This window comes from Segatella copri (assembly GCF_949820605.1).
Taxonomy (GTDB): domain Bacteria; phylum Bacteroidota; class Bacteroidia; order Bacteroidales; family Bacteroidaceae; genus Prevotella.
Genome location: NZ_CATKVU010000006.1, coordinates 630,538 through 651,080, shown reverse-complemented (window position 1 = coordinate 651,080; position 20,543 = coordinate 630,538). Strand labels below are relative to the sequence as shown.

Sequence of the window (20,543 nt, the reverse complement as noted above, 5' to 3'; positions counted from 1 at the left end):
GAGAAAAAGAACATTTTAATATCCTATTTCTCCATTCTATTTTACTCAAAATGAATAATCTGAGCCATTATTGGTTCTATCCGTTTCTATCAGAAAACATCTTCTGAAGAAAGCTAAAGTTCGAAAACCTGAGCGCTTCTGCCTGTGATGGTTACCTGCTTGTTGCCCAAGCCAGAAACCGAGAGTTTCAGCGTGCGAGGCAAGGCATTTACCACTTTAAGCCAGGTTTTGCCCGATTTAGAATCCTTCACCACACTGGTACCCACATATTTCTTCAGCGCATCCGGCAGACTGAGCACGGATGAGATGTAAAGGTCACCGGCAGACTGACCGAACATCTTCTGCATCTTGTAGCTCTCGCTCGCGCGTACATTATTATTATCAAAGTAAATCATGTCCGGCTGCCAGTTGCTGTATCCGTCCTTACACAAGAGAGGAGCATAGGATGTCATTTCTACCACATCGCCGTTGCGCTCCACATTGCAGAGGTGAATGCCCTCAGCCAGCGCATTGTCTACCGCATTGGCACCGCGAGATGCATATTCGCCCAGATAAACCTTAGGAGCATTGCGGTCGTAATGGTCGTAATAATCCTGATGGTTCAGGAACCAGCCCGGCTGCTCATAATAATGCTCGTCTACGGCATCTATCCAGCGCTTGTTTTCGCGAGCAATCTTCCAACCCTCAATATAATCGGAAGACGGAAAGTGGAACGGACCTACAGTACCCACCACCTCTATCTGAGGATACTTCTGCTTCACTGCCTTGCAGATCATCAGGTAGCGCTGCTCGAAATCGGTAGAGATGAGGTCTTCATTGCCGATGCCTATCATCTTGAGGTTGAACGGAGCCGGATGCCCCGCATCGGCTCTCATCTTAGCCCACTTAGAGGTGGCAGGATCGCCATTCGCCCACTCTACCAAGTCCAGCACGTCCTGAATATACTGCGGCATCTCGCTCATCGGGATTCCTCCCTGCTGACCAGCCACTCCGCGCTCATCTGCCACAGAGTTCTGACAAGGAACACCTGCCGCCAATACAGGCAGCGGCTCGGCTCCCATATCCTCGCACCACTGGAAATACTCATAGAAACCCAGCTGGCGGGTCTGATGGTATCCCCAGATGTTGTAGGCTGGCTTGCGATCTTTCTGCGGACCCACGCTCTCCTTCCAGTGGTAAATGTTCTTGAGCCCCTGACCGTGGAGCATGCAGCCGCCCGGGAAGCGCACAAAGCGAGGCTTCAGGTCGGCAATGGACTCGGCAAGGTCTTTACGCAGTCCATGACCCTTGTAAGTATCTTGTGGTTTGAGACTTACCAAGTCTACCGCCACTTTCTGCTCGCCCTTAGGTAAGATGGCGAACCGGATGTTCTTGCCCAGCTTGCCCTCCTTGGTGGTGGCTTCACTGGCGAGTTCGCCCTCATATTTATCGGTCACGATGAGCTGCGCCTTATATTCCTTCCAGCCTGCGCCCTGCACCTTGATCTTGGTCTGGCATACCGGCAATCCTTCCTGGTTTACGAGCGCTAGGGTGAGGTCTTTCTTCTTGGCATCGATGCAGCGGGCGTGCAGGTTCACCTCGTAGATGGCCGGCTGATGCTTACCCTCCTTGCCCTCAACAGCAGCGCCGCGACGTATGGCGATGCCGTCCCAACCTATATTATAAATAGGTGTAGCGCCCAGAACGGCGTAATGGGGATTGTTCTGGCTCATCCCGTTTTCGGTGGCGATGCCCTCTTTCTTTACCCCCACCCATGCCGTGGTGGCATTCCACTGGTGGCGGTGGTCTTCCTTGTTATACTCAAAGTCGCCGTTCTGCAACATTTCTGCAGAGAGTCCTCCGTCGGCAGCGCGGCTGATGTCTTCGAAGAAGATACCCATCAGCTTATTGGAGATACGGTGGGATTTCTGTGGATTGATGCTGAGGTTGGCAGAGATTTCCGAATCTTTCGGCAGATCGATGTGGTTGTCCTTGGCATAAGCTGCGAGGTCAGCATCGGTCTTCGGCATCGGCTGGGCGTTGAGTTTTGCCTCTTCAGAAAGGGCGTGGAACCAGGAGCGAATGTAGTTGAGATGTACTGCCGGCACCTCGAAATCGCAGCCCTGGAAGAGTTTTCCGCCTATGGTTGCGGTGTCGCGCTGCCAGAGTATCTCATCGGCAGAAGCCTCCAGCGTATCTTCCTTGAAGGTACGGAAATCGTTGCTTGCCTGTACGTATCGCTTGCCCTTGGATGTCTTGAGATAGATGTCGAAGTTGCCGTCATCCATCTGATAGGCAGCCACATTCTTCACGCCCTTTTCGCGGATGATGGGATAATCCTGCGGGCGCCAGGTGATGAGGTCTTCTGAATAGGCTACGGCAAACTGCGGTGCATGCTGGTTCACGCTCCAGAGTGCGCGCCATGTGCCGTCGTTAGCTTTTACCACGAAGGGGTTATACATCTTCTTTTCAGCTCCCCACGGACCGTAGTCGCTGGCGCAGAGCTGTCCTACATCCACCCAACGCTCATCGTCGGTGAAATAAGCCAGATGCAACCCCTGGTTGGGTGCTGGCGAATAGATGAATATCTGACAGATGGAGTCCTTGCCCTGTATGGTGTATGCAGGGGCATCTTTGTCTACTTGCTTCTGCATCTGCTGTCTGCTGACAGCCTGACTGGCACTGGCAGCTGCCACGAGCAGCGCCGACGTAAATACGTACTTTAGTTTTATCATGTTTCTATATTTTTAGATTAATATTATTTGTGTCTGTTTTACACTCTTTCTCTCGGCTTGATAAAAAGGCAGAGTGCATCACTGCACCCTGCCCCCACAAATTAGAGAGTTATAAAAAATCAAGTATGCAGTGACTTAAGCACTGCTTCTTTCTGAAATAATTATCTTCTTTCTAGCTGTAATATTCCTTCTTGCCGGCAGCCAGCGTATTCTTCATCAGCGAGCAGATGGTCATCGGACCAACGCCTCCCGGAACAGGAGTGATGAAGGAACACTTCTCTGCCACCTCGTCGAATTTCACATCACCATTCAGGCGGAAACCGCTTTTCTTCGTAGCATCAGGCACGCGGGTGGTACCCACATCAATGACTACGGCTCCCGGCTTCACCATATCGGCAGTCACGAAATCAGGACGACCGATGGCTGCGATGATGATATCTGCCTCCTGACACTCCTTCTTCAAATTCTTGGAATGAGAGTGGCATACGGTGACGGTAGCATCGCCATACTGCTTCTGCATCATCAGCTGAGCCATTGGCTTGCCTACGATGTTGCTTCTGCCCAAAATGACGCATTTCTTGCCGCTTGTCTCAATATTGTAATGCTGCAGCAGGGTGAGGATACCGAGCGGAGTGGCAGAGATGAAACAAGGCATGCCGAGCGCCATTCTGCCCACGTTTACCGGGTGGAATCCGTCTACATCCTTGCGGTAATCTATTGCCATGGTTACCTTCTGCTCATCGATGTGCTTAGGCAGAGGAAGCTGAACGATAAATCCGTCAACATCATCATCCAGGTTCAGCTTGTCTACACACTGCAGGAGCTCTTCTTCGGTAACATCCTCCTCATAACGGATGAGGGTCGACTTGAATCCACACTTCTCGCAGGCCAGCACCTTGTTCTTCACATAGGTTTCACTGCCCCCGTCGTGCCCTACGAGCACAGCTACCAGGTGTGGCTGCTTGCCTCCGTCGGCAACAATCTGTGCCACCTCCTGGGCTATCTGTTCCTTGATGGCGGCTGCCGTCGTCTTTCCGTCGATTAACGTCATTTTTCCTTTAGTTTATAATTTATAATTTATAGTTTACAGGGCATTCTTGCTTTATGGGCATTCTTGTCTATCGCAAGTTTGCTATACGGCAAAGCCGCTATAAACTATTAACTATCAACTGATTTACATTCCCGGCATCTTAGGCATGCCTGGCATACCCTTCATGCGGCCCATCATCTGCGCCATCTTGTTGCCGGTCATCATCTGCATCATCTTTCGGGTCTGGTCAAACTGCTTGATGAGTTTGTTCACCTCCTGGATGTTGGTGCCCGAGCCCTTAGCAATTCGCTGGCGGCGTGATGTGTTGAGGATGGCTGGATTGGTGCGCTCCTTAGGAGTCATACTCTGGATGATGGCCTCTACGCCCTTGAATGCATCCTCTGGGATGTCTACGTCGCGGATAGCCTTACCAACACCCGGAATCATCGCTGCCAGATCCTTGATGTTACCCATCTTCTTAATCTGCTGGATCTGGTTGTAGAAATCGTTGAAGTCAAACTGGTTCTTTCTGATTTTCTTCTCCAGTTTCTTGGCCTCTTCCAGGTCGAACTGCTCCTGTGCGCGCTCTACGAGAGATACCACGTCACCCATGCCAAGGATTCGGTCTGCCATACGAGCTGGGTGGAACACGTCAATGGCGTCCATCTTCTCGCCGGTACCTATAAACTTGATTGGCTTGGTTACCACGGTACGGATACTGAGGGCAGCACCACCACGGGTATCACCATCGAGCTTGGTGAGAACAACGCCGTTGAAGTCGAGACGATCATTAAATTCCTTGGCTGTGTTTACGGCATCCTGACCGGTCATGGAGTCAACCACGAAGAGGGTTTCGTCTGGACGGAGATGATTCTTGAGATTGCTGATCTCGTTCATCATCTGCTCATCAATGGCGAGACGTCCGGCTGTATCGACGATTACCACATCGTTGCCGTTGGTCTTAGCCTGCTGGATAGCATGGTCGGCGATACTGAGCACATCCTTGTTCTCTGGCTCGCTGTATACCGGAACACCCACCTGCTCACCCACTACATGGAGCTGCTGGATAGCTGCCGGACGGTAAACGTCGCAGGCCACGAGCAATGGCTTCTTGCCTTTCTTGGTCTTGAGCATATTGGCAAGCTTTCCGCTGAAGGTAGTCTTACCCGAACCCTGCAGACCGCTCATGAGGATGACGGCCGGATGACTTTCGAGCTTCAATGGGGCTTCTTCGCCGCCCATAAGTTCTTCCAGTTCATCGTGCACCAACTTGATCATCAACTGTCCCGGCTTTACAGCAGTAAGTACATTCATGCCGAGTGCTTTCTCCTTCACCTTGTTGGTGAATTCCTTAGCCACTTTATAGTTTACGTCGGCGTCGAGGAGTGCACGGCGCACATCCTTCATGGTTTCCGCCACGTTGATTTCTGTAATTTTTCCCTCGCCCTTCAAGATTTTGAACGAGCGTTCCAGTCTATCACTTAAATTTTCAAACATTTTTCTTTCTTTATATTTTTGGCTACAAAGATACGACTTTTTTCGAGAAAGCCAACTTGTTTATGCTTTTTTTTATCCCGTCGGCTAAAATAGCTGTCGCTCTGCCTTTCCCGAGTTCATTTCTTCAGTTTTCTCTTGTGCTTATTTTTCAGGATTCTCCTTCTTTTTCGATTTTGATTCAGCATCAGAAGTTGCTTTTTTCTCTTCTGTAGCCATTTCAGAAGAAGGATCTTTCTTAAAAGCCGAGACATCATACGGATTAGTCAATTCATACTTTTTCCCCGTTGCTTTTTCATAAGCAGCTACCACAGGATCCTTATGTTCCATTTTTTCAAATACCTTTTTAGCCTGTTGCAGATGCTTCTTATCACGTTTTCCCTGTTTATCCATCCATCCGAAAGCATCAAACCCGATGCCAGCAGATGAAGTTGGCAAAGAGTTTATCTTCTCCTGAATATCCCCTTCCATGTTTTTGATGCCTTCCTGATTCTTGCCCCAAACTGTCACTTCTCCTAATTGTTTGGCATCCGGCAAGAGAAACAGAGTATCCGGCAGTTCCTTGTACCGGATAGTTGCCTTCATAAAACCTGGTTTCGATACAGTTGCTGAATCAAACAGATAGCGCATCGTCCAATAGCCCCGATAATCTGTTCTTGCCCAATGATTATTATTGGTATGAATAAGTGCTTCACGAATAGGCACATGATTTTCTGCCGATGCGATGACACACGTTTTCTGCGCATAGGCTACCTGCCCTAACATGGCAAGCAATACTGTTAAAATCAATATGATACGCTTCATGCTTTTTCTCTGATTTATATCTTTTCTTTGTACCAGACAAATTACTTCTTATTAATATGAATCTGATACAAAAGTAATGATTAAATCTGATATTTCATTAAATTCCCAAAGAAGTTTAAGTTCATTTAAAGAGTAATGTAAAAAAATTAAGCGTCTATAACAGTTGGCCTATTTATATAGCATCATTCAAAGATATATAGTATCATTCAAAGGAAAGATATGGTGTTTTCAATACTAAGAAATATTTTTATAAGTAAAAGCATATAGTTTTTAGAGTTCTTGCATATAGTATTTTTAGTCAAAACACATAGTTTCCCAGATATTACCACTAGGCTCAGCAGCTCTGCCGAGCCTAGTCAGCAGGTCTGCCGACTGCAGTCAGCACATCTGCCGAGCCTAGTGACAAATCCCAGTAAAAGCAGTTCCGTTACTGCAGAAATAATTCACTTAATTCTATTGAATTCATTTGATTATTCTACTATTCCACGTAGCTCGATTCTCTTAGCCTCTTCAAGAAGCTTGATAGCATCTACATACTGAGCGATGCCCTGAGCCACCTCCTTGGCAGCCTTCATTGCCAGGACTACAGTCTGCGGACGGTGTACCACATCACCTCCGGCAAACACACCGCGACGGGTGGTCATACCGAACGGACGTTCAACAACTTTTACATATCCCTTCTCATCCACCTCGATTCCGGCAGTGGTAGAAACGATACGGTTGGCTGGTCTTGAACCGATGGCGAGATAGATTCTGTCGAATTTTGCTACCCTTTCACCCTCAGGAGTGTTCAGCACACAACTTCCCAGACGGCCGTTTTTGCCCTTCAGAAAGGCCTCGACGGTAGTTTTCCACTCAAATTTCACGCCTTCCTTCACAGCATCTTCATATTCGCTCTTGATGGCAGGCATCTCTTCCTGGGTCTTGCGGTACAGCACAGTTACATCGGCACCAAGACGGATAGCAGTACGGGCAGCATCCATGGCCACGTTTCCGCCGCCAATGACACCCACCTTCTCGCCGTCGCGCAGCGGAACCATGTCGCGGGTCAAAGCGCCTTCGTTATAGGCATTCACGTTATGCAGAAAGTATGTACTCTGGCTCACACCGTGGAGCTTTGAGCCCGGTGTAGAGTCCATGTTCTGAGGCACGCTGGTACCTGTGCCCATAAAGATAGCGTCGTAGCCTGCACGGAACAGACTGTCGATGGTTACATTGTTCTCGCCCACCATGCAGTTGGTTATAAACTGCACGCCGAGGGCAGCAATCTTAGCCACCTCATCGCGCACTACCGACTTAGGCAAGCGATACTCAGGAATACCGTACATCAACACGCCCCCCGGCTCAGCCTGGCCCTCGAAAATGGTAACGTTGAAGCCCTGACGCGCCAGATCGCCGGCTACGGTCAAACCCGCTGGACCCGAACCGATGACAGCCACACGGCCACGTGTTTTCTGTGGCAACATCTCGCGCGAGAGGTTCATCTTGGTATCAAAATCGGCAATAAACTGCTCCAGTTTGCCGATCTGTACCGGTTTTCCTTTCTTTCCGAGCACGCAGTTGCCCTGACACTGTTTCTCATGAGGACACACACGGCCGCAGATGGCCGGCAGGTTGCTCTTGGCATTGATGATACTCATCGCCGCACCCATGTTACCCATAGAGAGTTCGTGTACGAAATCAGGTATGTCGTTGCCTATCGGGCATCCCTTCTTGCACTGCGGAATCTTACAGTGTAGGCAGCGTTTAGCCTCCTCAATGGCCTCGCGGGTAGAAAAGCCCTCGTTCACTACCTGGAAGGCAGCAGCATCTGTCTGCTGTTCTGTTGTATCAGCCTGCTTAGCATCCTCATTCTGCTTAGCTGCTGTTTCTGTTGTATTCTGCTCAGGGACCTGCGCCTCAGCAGCATTCTTCATATTCTTTGTTTCTTTCTGTTCGCTCATAATAGAACTGCTCTCTTTTTACTGATTCTACAATCTATCCTTTGATTTGTGGGTGCAAAGGTACAAATAATATTTCAGAAATCGCCCCTATCTCCTTACATATTTTCATTTTGCCCCCTTTTTTCCTTATTATCCACCTGCTGGCGCCTTACCGGGGACGCACACCTGCCTAATCACTAATCATTAATCACTAATCGGGGTGGTCATTAAGGTCATTGGTCATTAAGGTCATTAAGGTCATTAAGCTTTTCCGCTTCCGGCAGCACATAAAAAAAGACCCTACATTCACATGCAAGGCCTTTAAACAACTTAAAAGGTTCTGCATTCACATGCAAAACACCAACAACTGGAGGGGGAAATAATATAAGGGCTTCCCCTCAAATCAACAATTATTTTTCTTTAATCTCAATATCTTCCTTCACATGATTACGTATCTTGGTGAGGAAGAGTTTCATACGCTTCGCATCCTTGTGGTCGATGATGTCGATGAGCTCAGCAAGTTCCTCTCTGATCAGTGCCACCTGGCCCGATGTGTATGGGTTGAAGAGGATTTCCTGCAGCAGGTAATCATCTTCGTTGAGCACGCCCTTGGCTATCTGCATGTGGCGCTTGAAGGTGGTGCCCGGAGCATCCTGGTGCTTCATCACTGCCGCAAAGGCAAAGGTGCTCACGAAAGGAATACTCAGCGAGTAGGCCACCGTCTGGTCGTGCTCATCAAATGTATACTCATGCAGACTCAACCCCAACTTCTGGTAGAGGTCCTTGAAGAATATCTTGCCCATGTAGTCACCCTCCTTGATGATGACTGCATTCTCCTCTGAAAGCTGGTTCAGATTGGCAAAGGTCGGGCCAAACATAGGGTGCGTACTCACGAAGCGGAAACCGCTCTTCTCGTAAAACTCCTGCAGTCCGGTCTTTACCGAAGCTATGTCGCTGATAATGCAGTCGTGAGAGAGATGTGGCAACACCTCTTCGAAGGCTGGCAGCGTATATTTCACCGTCACCGCATTGATAACCAGTTCGGGACGGAACATCTCAATCTCTTCCATCTTGGTGAAGCGATAACAGTTGTAGGTGAAGCGCAGTCGCTTGGCATCTTTCTCGTAAACCGCCACCTCGTGGTCGAAACTGAGCAGGTCGATGAAGAAACTTCCCATCTTACCTGCTCCCATAATTAATATTCTCATATTTTTTCAAGTGAAGAGTGAAGAGTGAAGAGTGAAGAACGAAGAATTCTACAGCATCGTTTGTTTAAACGAAAAACTACAGCAAAGAACCCTAGCCTTCAAAGCATTTGAATTCTTCACTCTTCGTTCTTCACTCTTCACTTAATTTACTTCTGGTTTAGGATTTCCAACTGCTGGCGGACACTCTCCTCATGGATGTGCTCGAAAATCTGAGCGGCAAACTCAGGGCTCATGCCGCAGAGGGCTGCCTGGGCACCACGCTTGTCGAGAATCTCGTTGTAACGGCTGGTCTGAACGATGGTCATGTTATGCTCCTTCTTGTAGGTACCAATCTCGCGGCAAACGCGCATACGCTTAGCCAGGAGATCCATCAGCTGGTTGTCGCACTCGTCAATCTGACCGCGCAGCTGGTGCAGACCCTCTGTAGAATAATGCTCATCGCGCACTACGAGGAGGCTGAGGATGTAATCCAGCACCTCTGGGGTAACCTGCTGCTTTGCATCGCTCCATGCATCGTCTGGGCTGCAGTGGCTCTCAACGATGAGGCCGTCGAAACCTAAGTCCATTGCCTGCTGGCAGAGAGGGGCGATAAGGTCGCGTCGGCCACCGATGTGGCTAGGGTCGCAGATGATTGGCAACTGTGGTATGCGGCGGTGCAACTCGATAGGAATCTGCCACATAGGAAGGTTGCGGTAAATCTTTTTGTCGAAGCTGGAGAATCCGCGGTGGATGGCACCGAGTTTCTTGATGCCTGCCTGGTTGATGCGCTGCAGGGCACCGATCCAAAGCTCGAGGTCTGGGTTTACCGGGTTCTTAACAAGCACAGGCACGTCTACGCCCTGAAGACTGTCGGCAAGTGCCTGCATGGCGAATGGGTTGGCAGATGTACGTGCGCCTACCCACAGAATGTCGATTCCATATTTCAGTGCGAGCTCTACATGCTCTGGGGTAGCCACCTCAGTAGCTGTCAGCATGCCTGTTTCTTCCTTCACCTGCTTCATCCAAGGCAAGGCTGTTTCACCGTTACCCTCGAAGCCTCCCGGTTTGGTGCGTGGCTTCCACACACCTGCGCGGAACATGTGGCAACCTTTGGCAGCCAACTGCTTAGCGGTAGTCATAACCTGCTCTTCTGTCTCTGCCGAGCAAGGGCCGGCAATGACGCAAGGGCGTTCCTGATCACTAGGAAAATTCAATGGTTCTAATTCTAATTCCATAGTCGTATATTTTTATTTTTTTACTTTTTTTCTTTGGGGACCAGCGATGGAATCGCTGAGAACGGGGGCGGAAAGAGGAAAAGCTCTTTTTACCTTTCAAAGGCCTTTTGCCTTTCAAAAACCTTCTTGATTCTTTCCAGAGCCTCTTTCATCTTCTCATCCTTGGCACAGAGGCTGATACGGATGTAACGCTTGCCGTTGGTTCCGAAGATGAAGCCAGGGGTGATAAAGACGCGTGCCTCATGCAGCACCTTCTCTGTCAGGTCTTCTACATCGGCATATTTCTCAGGTATCTTGCCCCAAAGGAACATGCCCACCTGGTTAGGGTCAAACTGGCAGTCGAGCACCTTCATGATCTCCTCGGCAATGTCGCGGCGGCGGCGGTAGTTCTGGATGTTGTTCTCGCGATGCCACTCCTCCGTGTTGTTAAGCATCGCCTCGGCAGCTGCCAGCTGTATGCCTCGGAAGCTTCCGTTGTCAATGTTACTCTTCACCTTCAGAATCCATGAGATGAAAGTCTTGTTGCTCGAAATCATCGCCACACGCCAGCCTGGCATGTTGTGGCTCTTGCTCAGGGAATTGAACTCGATGCAGCAGTCCTTAGCTCCCGGCACCTGCATGATGCTCATAGGGTGCTCGTTGAGGATGAGCGAATATGGGTTGTCGTTCACCACCACGATGTTGTGCTTCTGGGCGAATGCCACCAGCTTTTCGTAGGTTTCGCGCTTTGCCACACCACCTGTAGGCATGTTAGGATAGTTGGTCCACATCAGTTTTACGTGGCTCAGGTCCATCTTCTCCAGGGCGTCGAAATCGGGCTGCCATCCGTTATCCTCTCTCAGGTCGTAATAGATAATCTTGGTGCCCAGAATCTTGTTGATGGCGGTGTAGGTAGGGTATCCAGGGTTCGGGATAAGCACCTCATCGCCAGGGTTGCAGAAGGCGAGCGTTACGTGCAGGATGCCTTCCTTGCTACCTATGAGGGGCTGGATTTCGGTAGCCCAGTCGAGGTCTACATCATACCAGCGCTTATAGAAACCAGCCATTGCTTTGCGCAACTCTGGTATGCCCACCGTAGGCTGATATCCGTGTGCGTTTGGATTGTTGGCTACCTCGCAGAGCTTGTCAATGGTCTGCTTAGAAGGCGGCATGTCTGGACTTCCGATGGCCAGACTGATAATGTCTTTGCCCTCGGCATTAAGCTTAGCCACTTCCTTCAGCTTTCGGCTGAAGTAGTATTCCTGTATTTCCGTTACTCTATTGGCTGGTTGTATCATAATTTTCAATGAATAATTTATAATTAATAATGTATAAATGGGCTTTCACCCTCCGAACTGGCGAATTCTTCACTCTTCGTTCTTCACTCTTCACTTAATTTACTCCTTCTCCTCATATTCTCCCAACACCTTAATTTTCTTCACGAGCGGCGTAATGGCATCGATGCTCTGGCGGTATCGGGTCAAGTTGTCGAAGGTGATGTCTACGTAGAAGAGGTATTCCCACTCATGTCCGATATTTGGCAGCGACTGGATCTTGGTGAGATTGATGTCGTAGAAACTCAGGATGGTGAGCACCTTGGAGAGCGATCCCTTATCGTGAGCCAGACTGAAGACGATGCTCGCCTTGTTGGCCTTTTCGATGGGACGGAGCAGGGCTGCCTTCTGCGGATTGCAGACCACGAGAAACCGGGTGTAGTTGTGCGGATTGTCGTGGATGTCTTCCTGCAGCACCTTCATGCCGTACATGTGGGCGGCGTAAGAAGAGCAGATGGCTGCCCATCCCCTTACCTTGTGCTGGGCGATGTAGGCTGCCGAGCCTGCGGTATCTTCTGCCTCCACCGCCTTGAGGTCGGGATGGTTGGCTAGGAACTTGCCGCACTGCATGAGGGCTACCGGATGGGAGTGAACCTCCTGCAGGGTGCTCCAGTCGTCTTCTGGCAGACAGCAGATGCTGTGCTCTATATGGAGCTTGTGTTCGCCTACCACGGTGGTTCCGCTCTGCCGGAGCAGTTCGTAATTGTGGAGCAGGCTGCCCGCGATGGTGTTTTCAATGGCGCAGATGCCTACTACAGTAGGGTCGCGCTTGATGTTTTCGAACACCTCTTCGAAGGTAGCACAACAGATGATTTCAATCTGTTCGCCCTCGAAATACTGGTGGGCGGTAATGTCGTGGAAAGATCCCAGCTCTCCTTGAATTGCTATTCTCTTCATGTTCTTTTATCTTGTCTAATGTTACGAAAAACGGTCCTACTCAATAAGAGCGGGACCGTTTCGATGATTTCAAGAATCTAATATCCTAAGTTGAAATTTACACGCAACTTCCCGCTTTACAATTATTTGCAAAGTAAAAGTAATAGCTAAAAAAGAATGCGTTAAACTTCTTCATTGTCTTTACATTTTATATGTTACTCACTTTTGTTCTTTCCGAGCCCGTTTCTCCTTTATTATATAAGGAGCTTATCTGTGCTCAGATTTTCCCGAGTTTTTTCCTACACATCTTCATTATATAAGGAGCAGGGAGTGCTCGGATTTCGAGTCTCGACTTGCAAAAATCTCAACTCGACTGCAAAAGTAATATTTTTCTTTGATATTGCCAAACAATTTGATATATTTTTCTTCATTTTCCTTATATTTTATGTTAAAAAACATGTTTTCACCCGTTTTTTATCATCAGAATGCGGGAAAATGCAGAAAATTGTACTCAAAAGCTAGGCGCTAGGGAGAGACGCAAAATACCGGAATCCGTGAGGCAAGCCCCTTCCTTTATCTGCAATGTTCTCTGCCTTCAGCCTTGAATTCTCCTGTCAGCTCCCCTACTTTCTCCGGGTTCAGCTCCAGGTAGCGCTTCATGTCCTTTCCGGCACCATCCTTGTCGCCCATCTGCATCAGCAGATTGCCGCGCTTCAGGAGATTCGCGCTCAGAGAGGCTTTTACAGACGAGTGTTCCGCAGAATCCTTCTGTTCTGCCAATTCTTTCTCCTGCTCTACAATCTGCTGCGTCAGCGTAGCAAGCAACAGAACAGGGTTTATCTGATTCAAATCCATAACCTTATATTTTTACGAAAAGTTATTCTGTTGTATATCACGGAGTTAACCCACTTGACACCCTAAAACAGGGTGTCAAGGTATGAGCCACACCTTATTATAATTAAGGTGTCATTTACTTGATGGCCCCGATAATCTCAGTCACACTCTTGCATCCGTGAGCATCAAGCCACTCGTTGATTCCATCCTTCACCTTCTTCGTAACCGCAGGATCAATGAAGTTGGCTGTACCAATCTCAATGGCCGTAGCACCGCACATCAGGAACTCAATGGCATCCTTGGCAGAAGAAATGCCGCCCAGACCAACAACCGGAATGTTTACGGCATGAGCCACATCCCAAACCATGCGCAGGGCAACAGGCTTAACGCAAGGACCACTCAAACCACCCGTGCGGATGCTCAAGAGAGGCTGGCGCTTCTCAATGTCCACCGCCATACCCATCAGCGTGTTGATGAGCGAAACAGAATCGGCACCCTCAGCCTCCACGGCACGGGCGATGTCGGCAATGCTGGTAACATTAGGCGAAAGCTTCACGATGAGGGTCTTCTTATAAACCTTTCTCACCGCCTTCACCACGCTGGCTGCACCCTCGCAGGTTACACCGAAGGCCATGCCGCCATCCTTCACGTTAGGACAGGAGATGTTCAGCTCTATGGCAGGAATCTTATCCAGCTCGTTGATGCGCGCCGCACACTCGGCATAACTCTCAGGCGAATGTCCGCTCACGTTGACAATCATATTGGTATCAATATCCTTGATCTGAGGATAAATGTGAGCGCAGAAATACTCCACACCCTTGTTCTGCAAACCTACGCAGTTGAGCATGCCCTGAGGCGTTTCAGCCATACGCGGATAGTCGTTTCCCTCGCGCGGTTCCAGGGTAGTGCCCTTCACGATAATACCGCCAATCTCCTCCAGAGGAACGAAATCAGCAAACTCCAATCCGTAGCCAAAAGTACCCGATGCAGTCATCACAGGGTTCTTCAACTCCAAATCCTTTATCTTTACACTTAAATCAGCCATAATCTTCTGTTTTACTTAAAAATGTTTTTACAAACAAAGACAAGAGAATTCTCCGTTCTTCACTCTTCGTTCTTCGTTTCCAACGAAATCTTCACTCTTCACTTAGATTTCCCAAGTAAGTTTCTTGATATTGATGACAGGTCCATCCTTGCAGACGCACTGGTTACCCTCGGTAGTTTTCTCTACGCAGCAGAGGCAAGCGCCCACACCGCACGCCATCTTGTTCTCAAGAGAAACCTCACACTCCACGCCAGCCTTCTTGGCAAAGCGAGCCACACTCACCATCATCGGCTTAGGTCCGCAGGTAGAAATCATATCAAACTTCTCGTTCTCCAAAACAGAGTGGTTGGTAACGAAACCTACCTCGCCAGCCGAGCCATCCTCGGTAGTGATGCATACTTTTCCGATCTTGGCAAACTCATCCAGTTCGAGCAGATCTGTAGCCTTGCGTGCACCCAGCAGGAAGGTAACTTCAGCCCCGAAATCCTTGATGAGTTTTCCGAAATAGAGGAGCGGAGCCACACCTACGCCACCACCTACGAGCAGATATTTCTGGCTCTTCCCGGTAGGCATGGTGAAGCCGTTGCCGAGAGGCAGCATACAGTTGAGCACATCGCCCGCCTTGAGCTGTCCGAGCTGACGGGTACCATCGCCCACCATTGCTACGAGCAACCAGAGCTGATTATTTTCACGATCCACGAAATTGATAGAGATAGGACGGCGAAGCATGGTAGTAGGCGAATGGTCTACTCTTACTTCTACGAATTGGCCAGGCAAGATTTCAGGCAAAGGTTTCTCATCGGTAAGCTTAATCAAAACGTGCTTATCGCTAAGCGCCTCTACAGAAACCACCTTCAGGTCGAGAACATATTTTTTCATCTTATTGCTAATTTTTAATATGCTTATTATACAATGTACGTATATTATAATAGGTACGCGTAGCTTCCAGTTACGCCCACTTACGTTTTCTACGATGCAAAGGTACATCAAAAATCCGAATTTACGAAAAGAAAAGAAATATTTTTTCTTTATCGCCGCTCCTATGTGTTTGTTTTAGGGTTCTCCAATCCCTACTTTATTTCTTAGGAACGAAGGTTTCCCAGGTCTGATCATCGTAGAAAATACGGATTTCAGTAATCTTTCTTTGCGGTTTGTCTACATATTTTACCGCCGCTTGGGCGATATTTTTAGGTGTACGATTTACACTTTGCATTTGAGGCTGGTCAAAGAGCGAAGGAGAAGTAGGGGAGGCCGCGGCTCCTTCGGCTCCAAAATCGAGCATAGGCTCGGCAGAGGCGGCTCCAGAAGGCTGACTGCCCTGCTTCATCCCCTCAGCACCACCGGCTGCTCCATCCGTAATGCCCTGATGCATGTCTGCAGCACCCTCTTCACTGACACCCTGGGAAGCCTGGTTCTGATACATAGGAGGAGTACCGTAGAGTACCCAATAAACGTTTACCTGAGGAAAACTCTTATGGATGCCATCCACAATGCTGAGCGATGGATTGGTCTTCCCATTGAAAATATTGCTCAGCGTAGCGGTCGAGATTCCGATCATCTGAGCGAAGTTTTGCTGAGTGAGGTGCTGGTCCTCCATCAGCTGTCTGATTCTATCTTTCATGCTCTAAAATTTTTAGCGTTCATTTTTCTACTGATACGATGTTTTATTTCCGAACAAGCCACTTTTGGGCCCTTTTTCGGTTGATTTTACAAAGATAAAGCAAAAATTTAGAATAACCAAATATTTCTGAATAAATTTAGATTTTTAAACTTTAGGTTTCTGTTTATAAATTTGAATTCTACTCACTCCAGTGTTCGGTTTTTAGGTTTAGCTTTATAAATGTAAACCCATCAATCAAAATATATGACGAACCTTTTCTTTATAGATTTAGGATAAATCACTGGTTATTCATACAATAAACCGACTAAATAAAGGCATATAGAGCGGTTTATGCAATGTTTACCACATACCTATGTAAAAATCTATGGTTTATAAAATAACTAAAATACATAACTAACTGAGTTTCCGCTATTTACAAATTCAAAATGCAGCATGAATATTTATTCATTCATAACCATAAATGCCCTGTTTTATCTTTATTTTTATAAATATAAAACATAAATTCGTGTATTTAGTTTTCTTGCATTTATGTTTATAAATCGAAATCACACATTTTGATTTATGAATTTAAAAACGTAAACTTAGGGAATATAAACCTTAACAAATGCTAACGACCGATTTCAGACAACAGGAAATGGCAATTTTTTCCATTTCTAGCGTATTCCAGCCCATCGGCAAGGAAACGGGCAAATTCGCAAGTAATGAAGAGGGTTAATTTAGCTAAGTTACTGATAACCAATAAAGTTAAGTCTATTTCCAGGCGAAACAGGAAAATGGGCATCTAGCTCAAAAAATCGCTTAAATCCCCCATTTTTGACCAAAAATCGCCCAAAATGAGCCCAGGTAAGCGCCCAAAAAAGAACCGAAAATCTCCTATTTTGGGCAAATTTATAATGCTAAATGCTAGTTGGCTGCTTTCTGGAAACAGGCAGCAAAGAAGGGCGAAAACGGAAACGAGCTCCTGCCAAGAGAAAACTCTCAGCAGGAGCTCGCCTACTCTCCCCCACCTCGCCCTTCAGCATCAGTGAAGGATAAAAAAGATGAGTTCTTTCATCAGTTCACCCACCGGAGTGGATGGATTATCCAGTCCCTTTATCTTCGCATCCACCTCCTTAAACTTCTCAATAATCGCCATCACTTTCACGCCCGTATAGTTCCTCATTCCTGTAATATATTCGCGCGCCGCCCAAGCTGAGCGCAAATCCAGGAATTTTGCGAGCTCATTTTCGTTCTGCCTGTTGGGTGCATAATAAGCAATCATCAGGTTTTGGAAATAAGTAAAGAGCATCGGGAGAAGTGTGAAGAGTGAACCATTCTTCGGATTGCTGTCAAAATAATTTATTATCTGATTTGCCTTGAACACATCGCGGCTGATGATGGCACTTCTCAGCTCGAAGGCATTGAAGTCTTTGCTCACCCCTATTTCTCGCTCCACAATCTCCGGAGTAACACGCCGGTCATTCTCAGGAAGAGAAATGAGCAGTTTGTCGAGCTCGGAAGTGAGTCGGTGCAAATCTGCTCCCACATGATCAGCCACCATCTGGGTAGCTTTGGGTTCTATGGTTGCCTTGCGGGTCTTGAGATATGTCTCGATGAAGCCCGGCAGATTTCGGTCGTAGAGCTTCTTGCTTTCAAAAACCACACCCGCCTTGGCAGCGAGAGCAGAAAACTTTTTACGACTGTCGAGCTTGCCGTTTTTATGACAGAAAACAAGGATGGTTGTTTTTACCGGATTTTCGAGGTACTTCTCGAGCGCTTCCAAATTCCGCAAATTCTGAGCCTCTTTCACAACCACCACTCTATACTCCGCCATCATCGGGTAGCCCTTGCACAAATCTGCCACTTGCGCACCCGTAACATCTGCTCCGAAAACCACCGTCTGATTGAAGTCACGCTCCTCGGGCTGGAGCACATTTTCTGAAATGTAGTCGCAGATCTTATCTATATAAAAAGGTTCCTCGCCCATCAGAACATAGACGGGAGAATACTTCCGAGCCTTCAAATCTTTCATGATTGACTCGTAACTTATTGCACTTTTCTTTTCTACCATTGGATTTTTTTTTGTAACTTTGCACCCAGCAAACTCCGGGGGTGCAGACAAGCATTTGCTCCGCCTCCAGGTTCGCAGTTTTCTGAGGTGCAGTTTTCAGCTGCACTTCGACTGCAAAGTTACAAAAAATAAATTGAACTGCCTATATAAAAGAGGTAGTTTTTTGAAAATGAGGTATGGTTAAAAGAAGAAAAGAAACCATATCGAAAACAGAAAAGAAAGAAATATAACCCCTATATATAATAAGGTATAGAAAAATGATTCGCTTAAATTTGCCATCTTTCGACATCAAGGTTTCGGGCTCAAAACAGCATCCCCAGATACTGGATGTGCTGCGCCGGAAGTTCATCACGCTCACTCCCGAAGAGTGGGTGCGCCAGCATTTCGTTCATTTTCTCATCGAGCACAAGGGGTATCCTGCCTCGCTGCTCGCCAACGAAATCCAGCTGAAATGTGGCGACAAGGTGCTGCGCGCCGACAGTGTGCTCTACTCCCGTGAGCTGCAGCCCCGCATGATCATCGAGTACAAAGCCCCTCACATCCCCATCACACAGAAAGTATTCGACCAGATTTCGGTCTACAATCTTCTGCTCCATGTCGACTTTCTGGTGGTGAGCAACGGGCTGGAGCATTACATCTGCAAGATGGATTATGAAAGTAAAAAATATGTATTTTTAGAGACCATTCCCGATTATTCCGATTTATTGACATTATGAGAGCGTCGGGGAATAGTCCGGAAGTTTTTAAACAGAGCTTCCCCAGCCTTCAAAATTTACGAATTTCCGCCCAACCGGCCATCCGTTTTAGAATTCGCGAATTTTGGAGGCCTTTTTGAGCACTCCTTTTCCACTCCCTTTTTGAGCACTCCTTTCTCTCCCCATCCTCTTTCTCGCGTTATTTTTTAATAAAAAAAACATTTTCATTTTGTAGTCTCCTCCTTTTATACTATCTTTGCATAAGATAAGCTGCACTCGGCAATTTGAAAGCAAGCTTTCATTGCTCTCGTTTGCATTATCTTTGCAACTAATATATATATATTAAGGTATAGACTGCCTAAAAGAACAGAAAGAAATGGAGAATAAAAAGATAAAAATCGCCGTAGCCGGAACAGGATATGTAGGCCTGAGCATCGCTACCCTGCTCAGCCAGCATCATGAGGTGGTGGCAGTAGACGTGGTACCCGAAAAGGTGGAGCTCATCAACTCGCGCCGCTCGCCTATCCAAGACGAATACATAGAGAAATATCTGGCTGAAAAAGAACTCAACCTCAAAGCCACAACCGATGGAGAAGAAGCCTATAAGGATGCCGACTTCGTAGTGATTGCCACACCAACCAACTATGATCCGGTGAAAAACTACTTCGATACCTCGCACGTAGAAGAAGTCATCCGTCTGGTGATGCAGGTGAATCCCGATGCCATCATGGTCATCAAGAGCACCATTCCGGTAGGCTACACCGAAAGCATCCGCCAGAAGACGGGCAGCAAGAACATCATCTTCGCTCCTGAATTCCTGCGCGAGAGCAAGGCACTCTACGACAACCTCTACCCGAGCCGCATCATCGTGGGCAGACCGAACGATGACGAGCGACTGGATCAGGCAGCCCGCACCTTTGCAGAACTGCTGAAAGAGGGAGCCATCAAGCAAGACATAGAAACCCTGTTCATGGGACTTACCGAGGCAGAGGCGGTGAAACTCTTCGCCAACACCTACCTCGCCCTGCGCGTGAGCTACTTCAACGAGCTGGATACCTACGCCGAAATGAAGGGTCTCGACACCAAGGCGATTATCGACGGAGTGGGTCTGGACCCTCGCATCGGCACCTTCTACAACAACCCTTCCTTCGGATACGGCGGCTACTGTCTGCCGAAAGATACCAAGCAGCTGCTCGCCAACTATGCCGATGTGCCTGAGAACCTGATTCAGGCGATTGTGGAGAGCAACCGCACCCGCAAGGATTTCATCGCCGACCGCGTGCTGAACATGGCTGGCTACTACGATTATGCCAACCAGAACAACTTCAGCGAGGAGGAAGAGAAGCCTTGCACCATCGGCGTATACCGGCTCACGATGAAGAGCAACAGCGACAACTTCCGCCAGAGCAGCATACAGGGCGTGATGAAGCGCATCAAGGCAAAGGGCGCGCAGGTCATCATCTACGAACCTACGCTGAAAGACGGAACCACCTTCTTCGGAAGCCGCATCGTAAACAACCTGGATGCCTTCAAGCAGCAGAGCCAGGCCATCATCGCCAACCGGTATGACAAGTGTCTGGATGATGTGGAAGAGAAGGTTTACACCCGCGATATTTTCAGAAGAGACTGATCTGAGTTAAAAGTTAATAGTTAATAGTTAATAGTTGAAAGCTGGAAGCTGAAGACGAAAAATAGAAAACAATAATATTTATAATAAAGAGAA

16 protein-coding genes are annotated in these 20,543 nt (G+C 47.9%); 2 read left to right on the top strand and 14 right to left on the bottom strand.

What is annotated here, in order from left to right; genetic code table 11:
* Nucleotides 1-113: 113 nt before the first annotated feature.
* The 14 genes from RCO84_RS03705 to holA all read right to left on the bottom strand — a co-directional run bounded on the left by RCO84_RS03705 (nt 114) and on the right by holA (nt 18,125).
* Complete coding sequence (locus RCO84_RS03705; protein ID WP_317583961.1) at nt 114-2,714, bottom strand: alpha-L-arabinofuranosidase C-terminal domain-containing protein; 2,601 nt, start codon at nt 2,712-2,714, stop codon at nt 114-116.
* A 172-nt stretch (nt 2,715-2,886) separates the two neighbouring features.
* Complete coding sequence (gene folD / locus RCO84_RS03700) at nt 2,887-3,765, bottom strand: bifunctional methylenetetrahydrofolate dehydrogenase/methenyltetrahydrofolate cyclohydrolase FolD (protein WP_317576930.1); 879 nt, start codon at nt 3,763-3,765, stop codon at nt 2,887-2,889.
* 123 nt (nt 3,766-3,888) lie between these two features.
* Nucleotides 3,889-5,241 carry a signal recognition particle protein gene (gene ffh, locus RCO84_RS03695; RefSeq protein WP_287837111.1) on the bottom strand — a complete coding sequence of 451 codons (1,353 nt, stop codon included), beginning with the start codon at nt 5,239-5,241 and terminating at the stop codon, nt 3,889-3,891.
* A gap of 141 nt (nt 5,242-5,382) precedes the next feature.
* Complete coding sequence (locus RCO84_RS03690; protein WP_317583958.1) at nt 5,383-6,042, bottom strand: hypothetical protein; 660 nt, start codon at nt 6,040-6,042, stop codon at nt 5,383-5,385.
* A gap of 470 nt (nt 6,043-6,512) precedes the next feature.
* Nucleotides 6,513-7,985, bottom strand: a complete 1,473-nt coding sequence (locus RCO84_RS03685) for an NAD(P)-dependent oxidoreductase (protein ID WP_317583956.1) — start codon at nt 7,983-7,985, stop codon at nt 6,513-6,515.
* A gap of 389 nt (nt 7,986-8,374) precedes the next feature.
* Entirely contained in the window at nt 8,375-9,172 is a 798-nt protein-coding gene (locus RCO84_RS03680) for a prephenate dehydrogenase/arogenate dehydrogenase family protein (RefSeq protein ID WP_287859270.1), read from the bottom strand.
* Between the two features lie 146 nt (nt 9,173-9,318).
* A complete protein-coding gene (locus RCO84_RS03675; RefSeq protein ID WP_117728074.1) occupies nt 9,319-10,386 on the bottom strand; it encodes a bifunctional 3-deoxy-7-phosphoheptulonate synthase/chorismate mutase type II in 1,068 nt (355 codons plus the stop codon).
* A gap of 89 nt (nt 10,387-10,475) precedes the next feature.
* On the bottom strand, nt 10,476-11,663 hold the full coding sequence (locus tag RCO84_RS03670) for a pyridoxal phosphate-dependent aminotransferase (protein WP_287863016.1): 1,188 nt from the start codon (nt 11,661-11,663) through the stop codon (nt 10,476-10,478).
* A 99-nt stretch (nt 11,664-11,762) separates the two neighbouring features.
* A complete protein-coding gene (locus RCO84_RS03665) occupies nt 11,763-12,596 on the bottom strand; it encodes a prephenate dehydratase (protein WP_264900521.1) in 834 nt (277 codons plus the stop codon).
* A gap of 552 nt (nt 12,597-13,148) precedes the next feature.
* The gene (locus RCO84_RS03660; RefSeq protein ID WP_006847364.1) at nt 13,149-13,430 is read right to left on the bottom strand and encodes a hypothetical protein; all 282 of its coding nucleotides are present in this window, start codon (nt 13,428-13,430) and stop codon (nt 13,149-13,151) included.
* A 115-nt stretch (nt 13,431-13,545) separates the two neighbouring features.
* Nucleotides 13,546-14,454 (bottom strand): dihydroorotate dehydrogenase, encoded by a 909-nt coding sequence (locus tag RCO84_RS03655; RefSeq protein ID WP_317583954.1) that lies wholly within the window; start codon nt 14,452-14,454, stop codon nt 13,546-13,548.
* A 102-nt stretch (nt 14,455-14,556) separates the two neighbouring features.
* Nucleotides 14,557-15,333, bottom strand: coding sequence for an iron-sulfur cluster-binding protein (locus RCO84_RS03650; protein WP_153081213.1), 777 nt, complete (start codon nt 15,331-15,333; stop codon nt 14,557-14,559).
* Nucleotides 15,334-15,529: 196 nt separating this feature from the next.
* Complete coding sequence (locus RCO84_RS03645) at nt 15,530-16,075, bottom strand: helix-turn-helix transcriptional regulator (RefSeq protein WP_317583952.1); 546 nt, start codon at nt 16,073-16,075, stop codon at nt 15,530-15,532.
* 1,021 nt (nt 16,076-17,096) lie between these two features.
* Complete coding sequence (gene holA / locus RCO84_RS03640; protein WP_144152239.1) at nt 17,097-18,125, bottom strand: DNA polymerase III subunit delta; 1,029 nt, start codon at nt 18,123-18,125, stop codon at nt 17,097-17,099.
* 257 nt (nt 18,126-18,382) lie between these two features.
* On the opposite strand from holA, the gene RCO84_RS03635 reads away from it, so the two are divergent.
* Entirely contained in the window at nt 18,383-18,841 is a 459-nt protein-coding gene (locus tag RCO84_RS03635; RefSeq protein ID WP_022120899.1) for a type I restriction enzyme HsdR N-terminal domain-containing protein, read from the top strand.
* 355 nt (nt 18,842-19,196) lie between these two features.
* Nucleotides 19,197-20,450 carry a nucleotide sugar dehydrogenase gene (locus RCO84_RS03630; RefSeq protein WP_118065241.1) on the top strand — a complete coding sequence of 418 codons (1,254 nt, stop codon included), beginning with the start codon at nt 19,197-19,199 and terminating at the stop codon, nt 20,448-20,450.
* Nucleotides 20,451-20,543 lie beyond the last annotated feature (93 nt).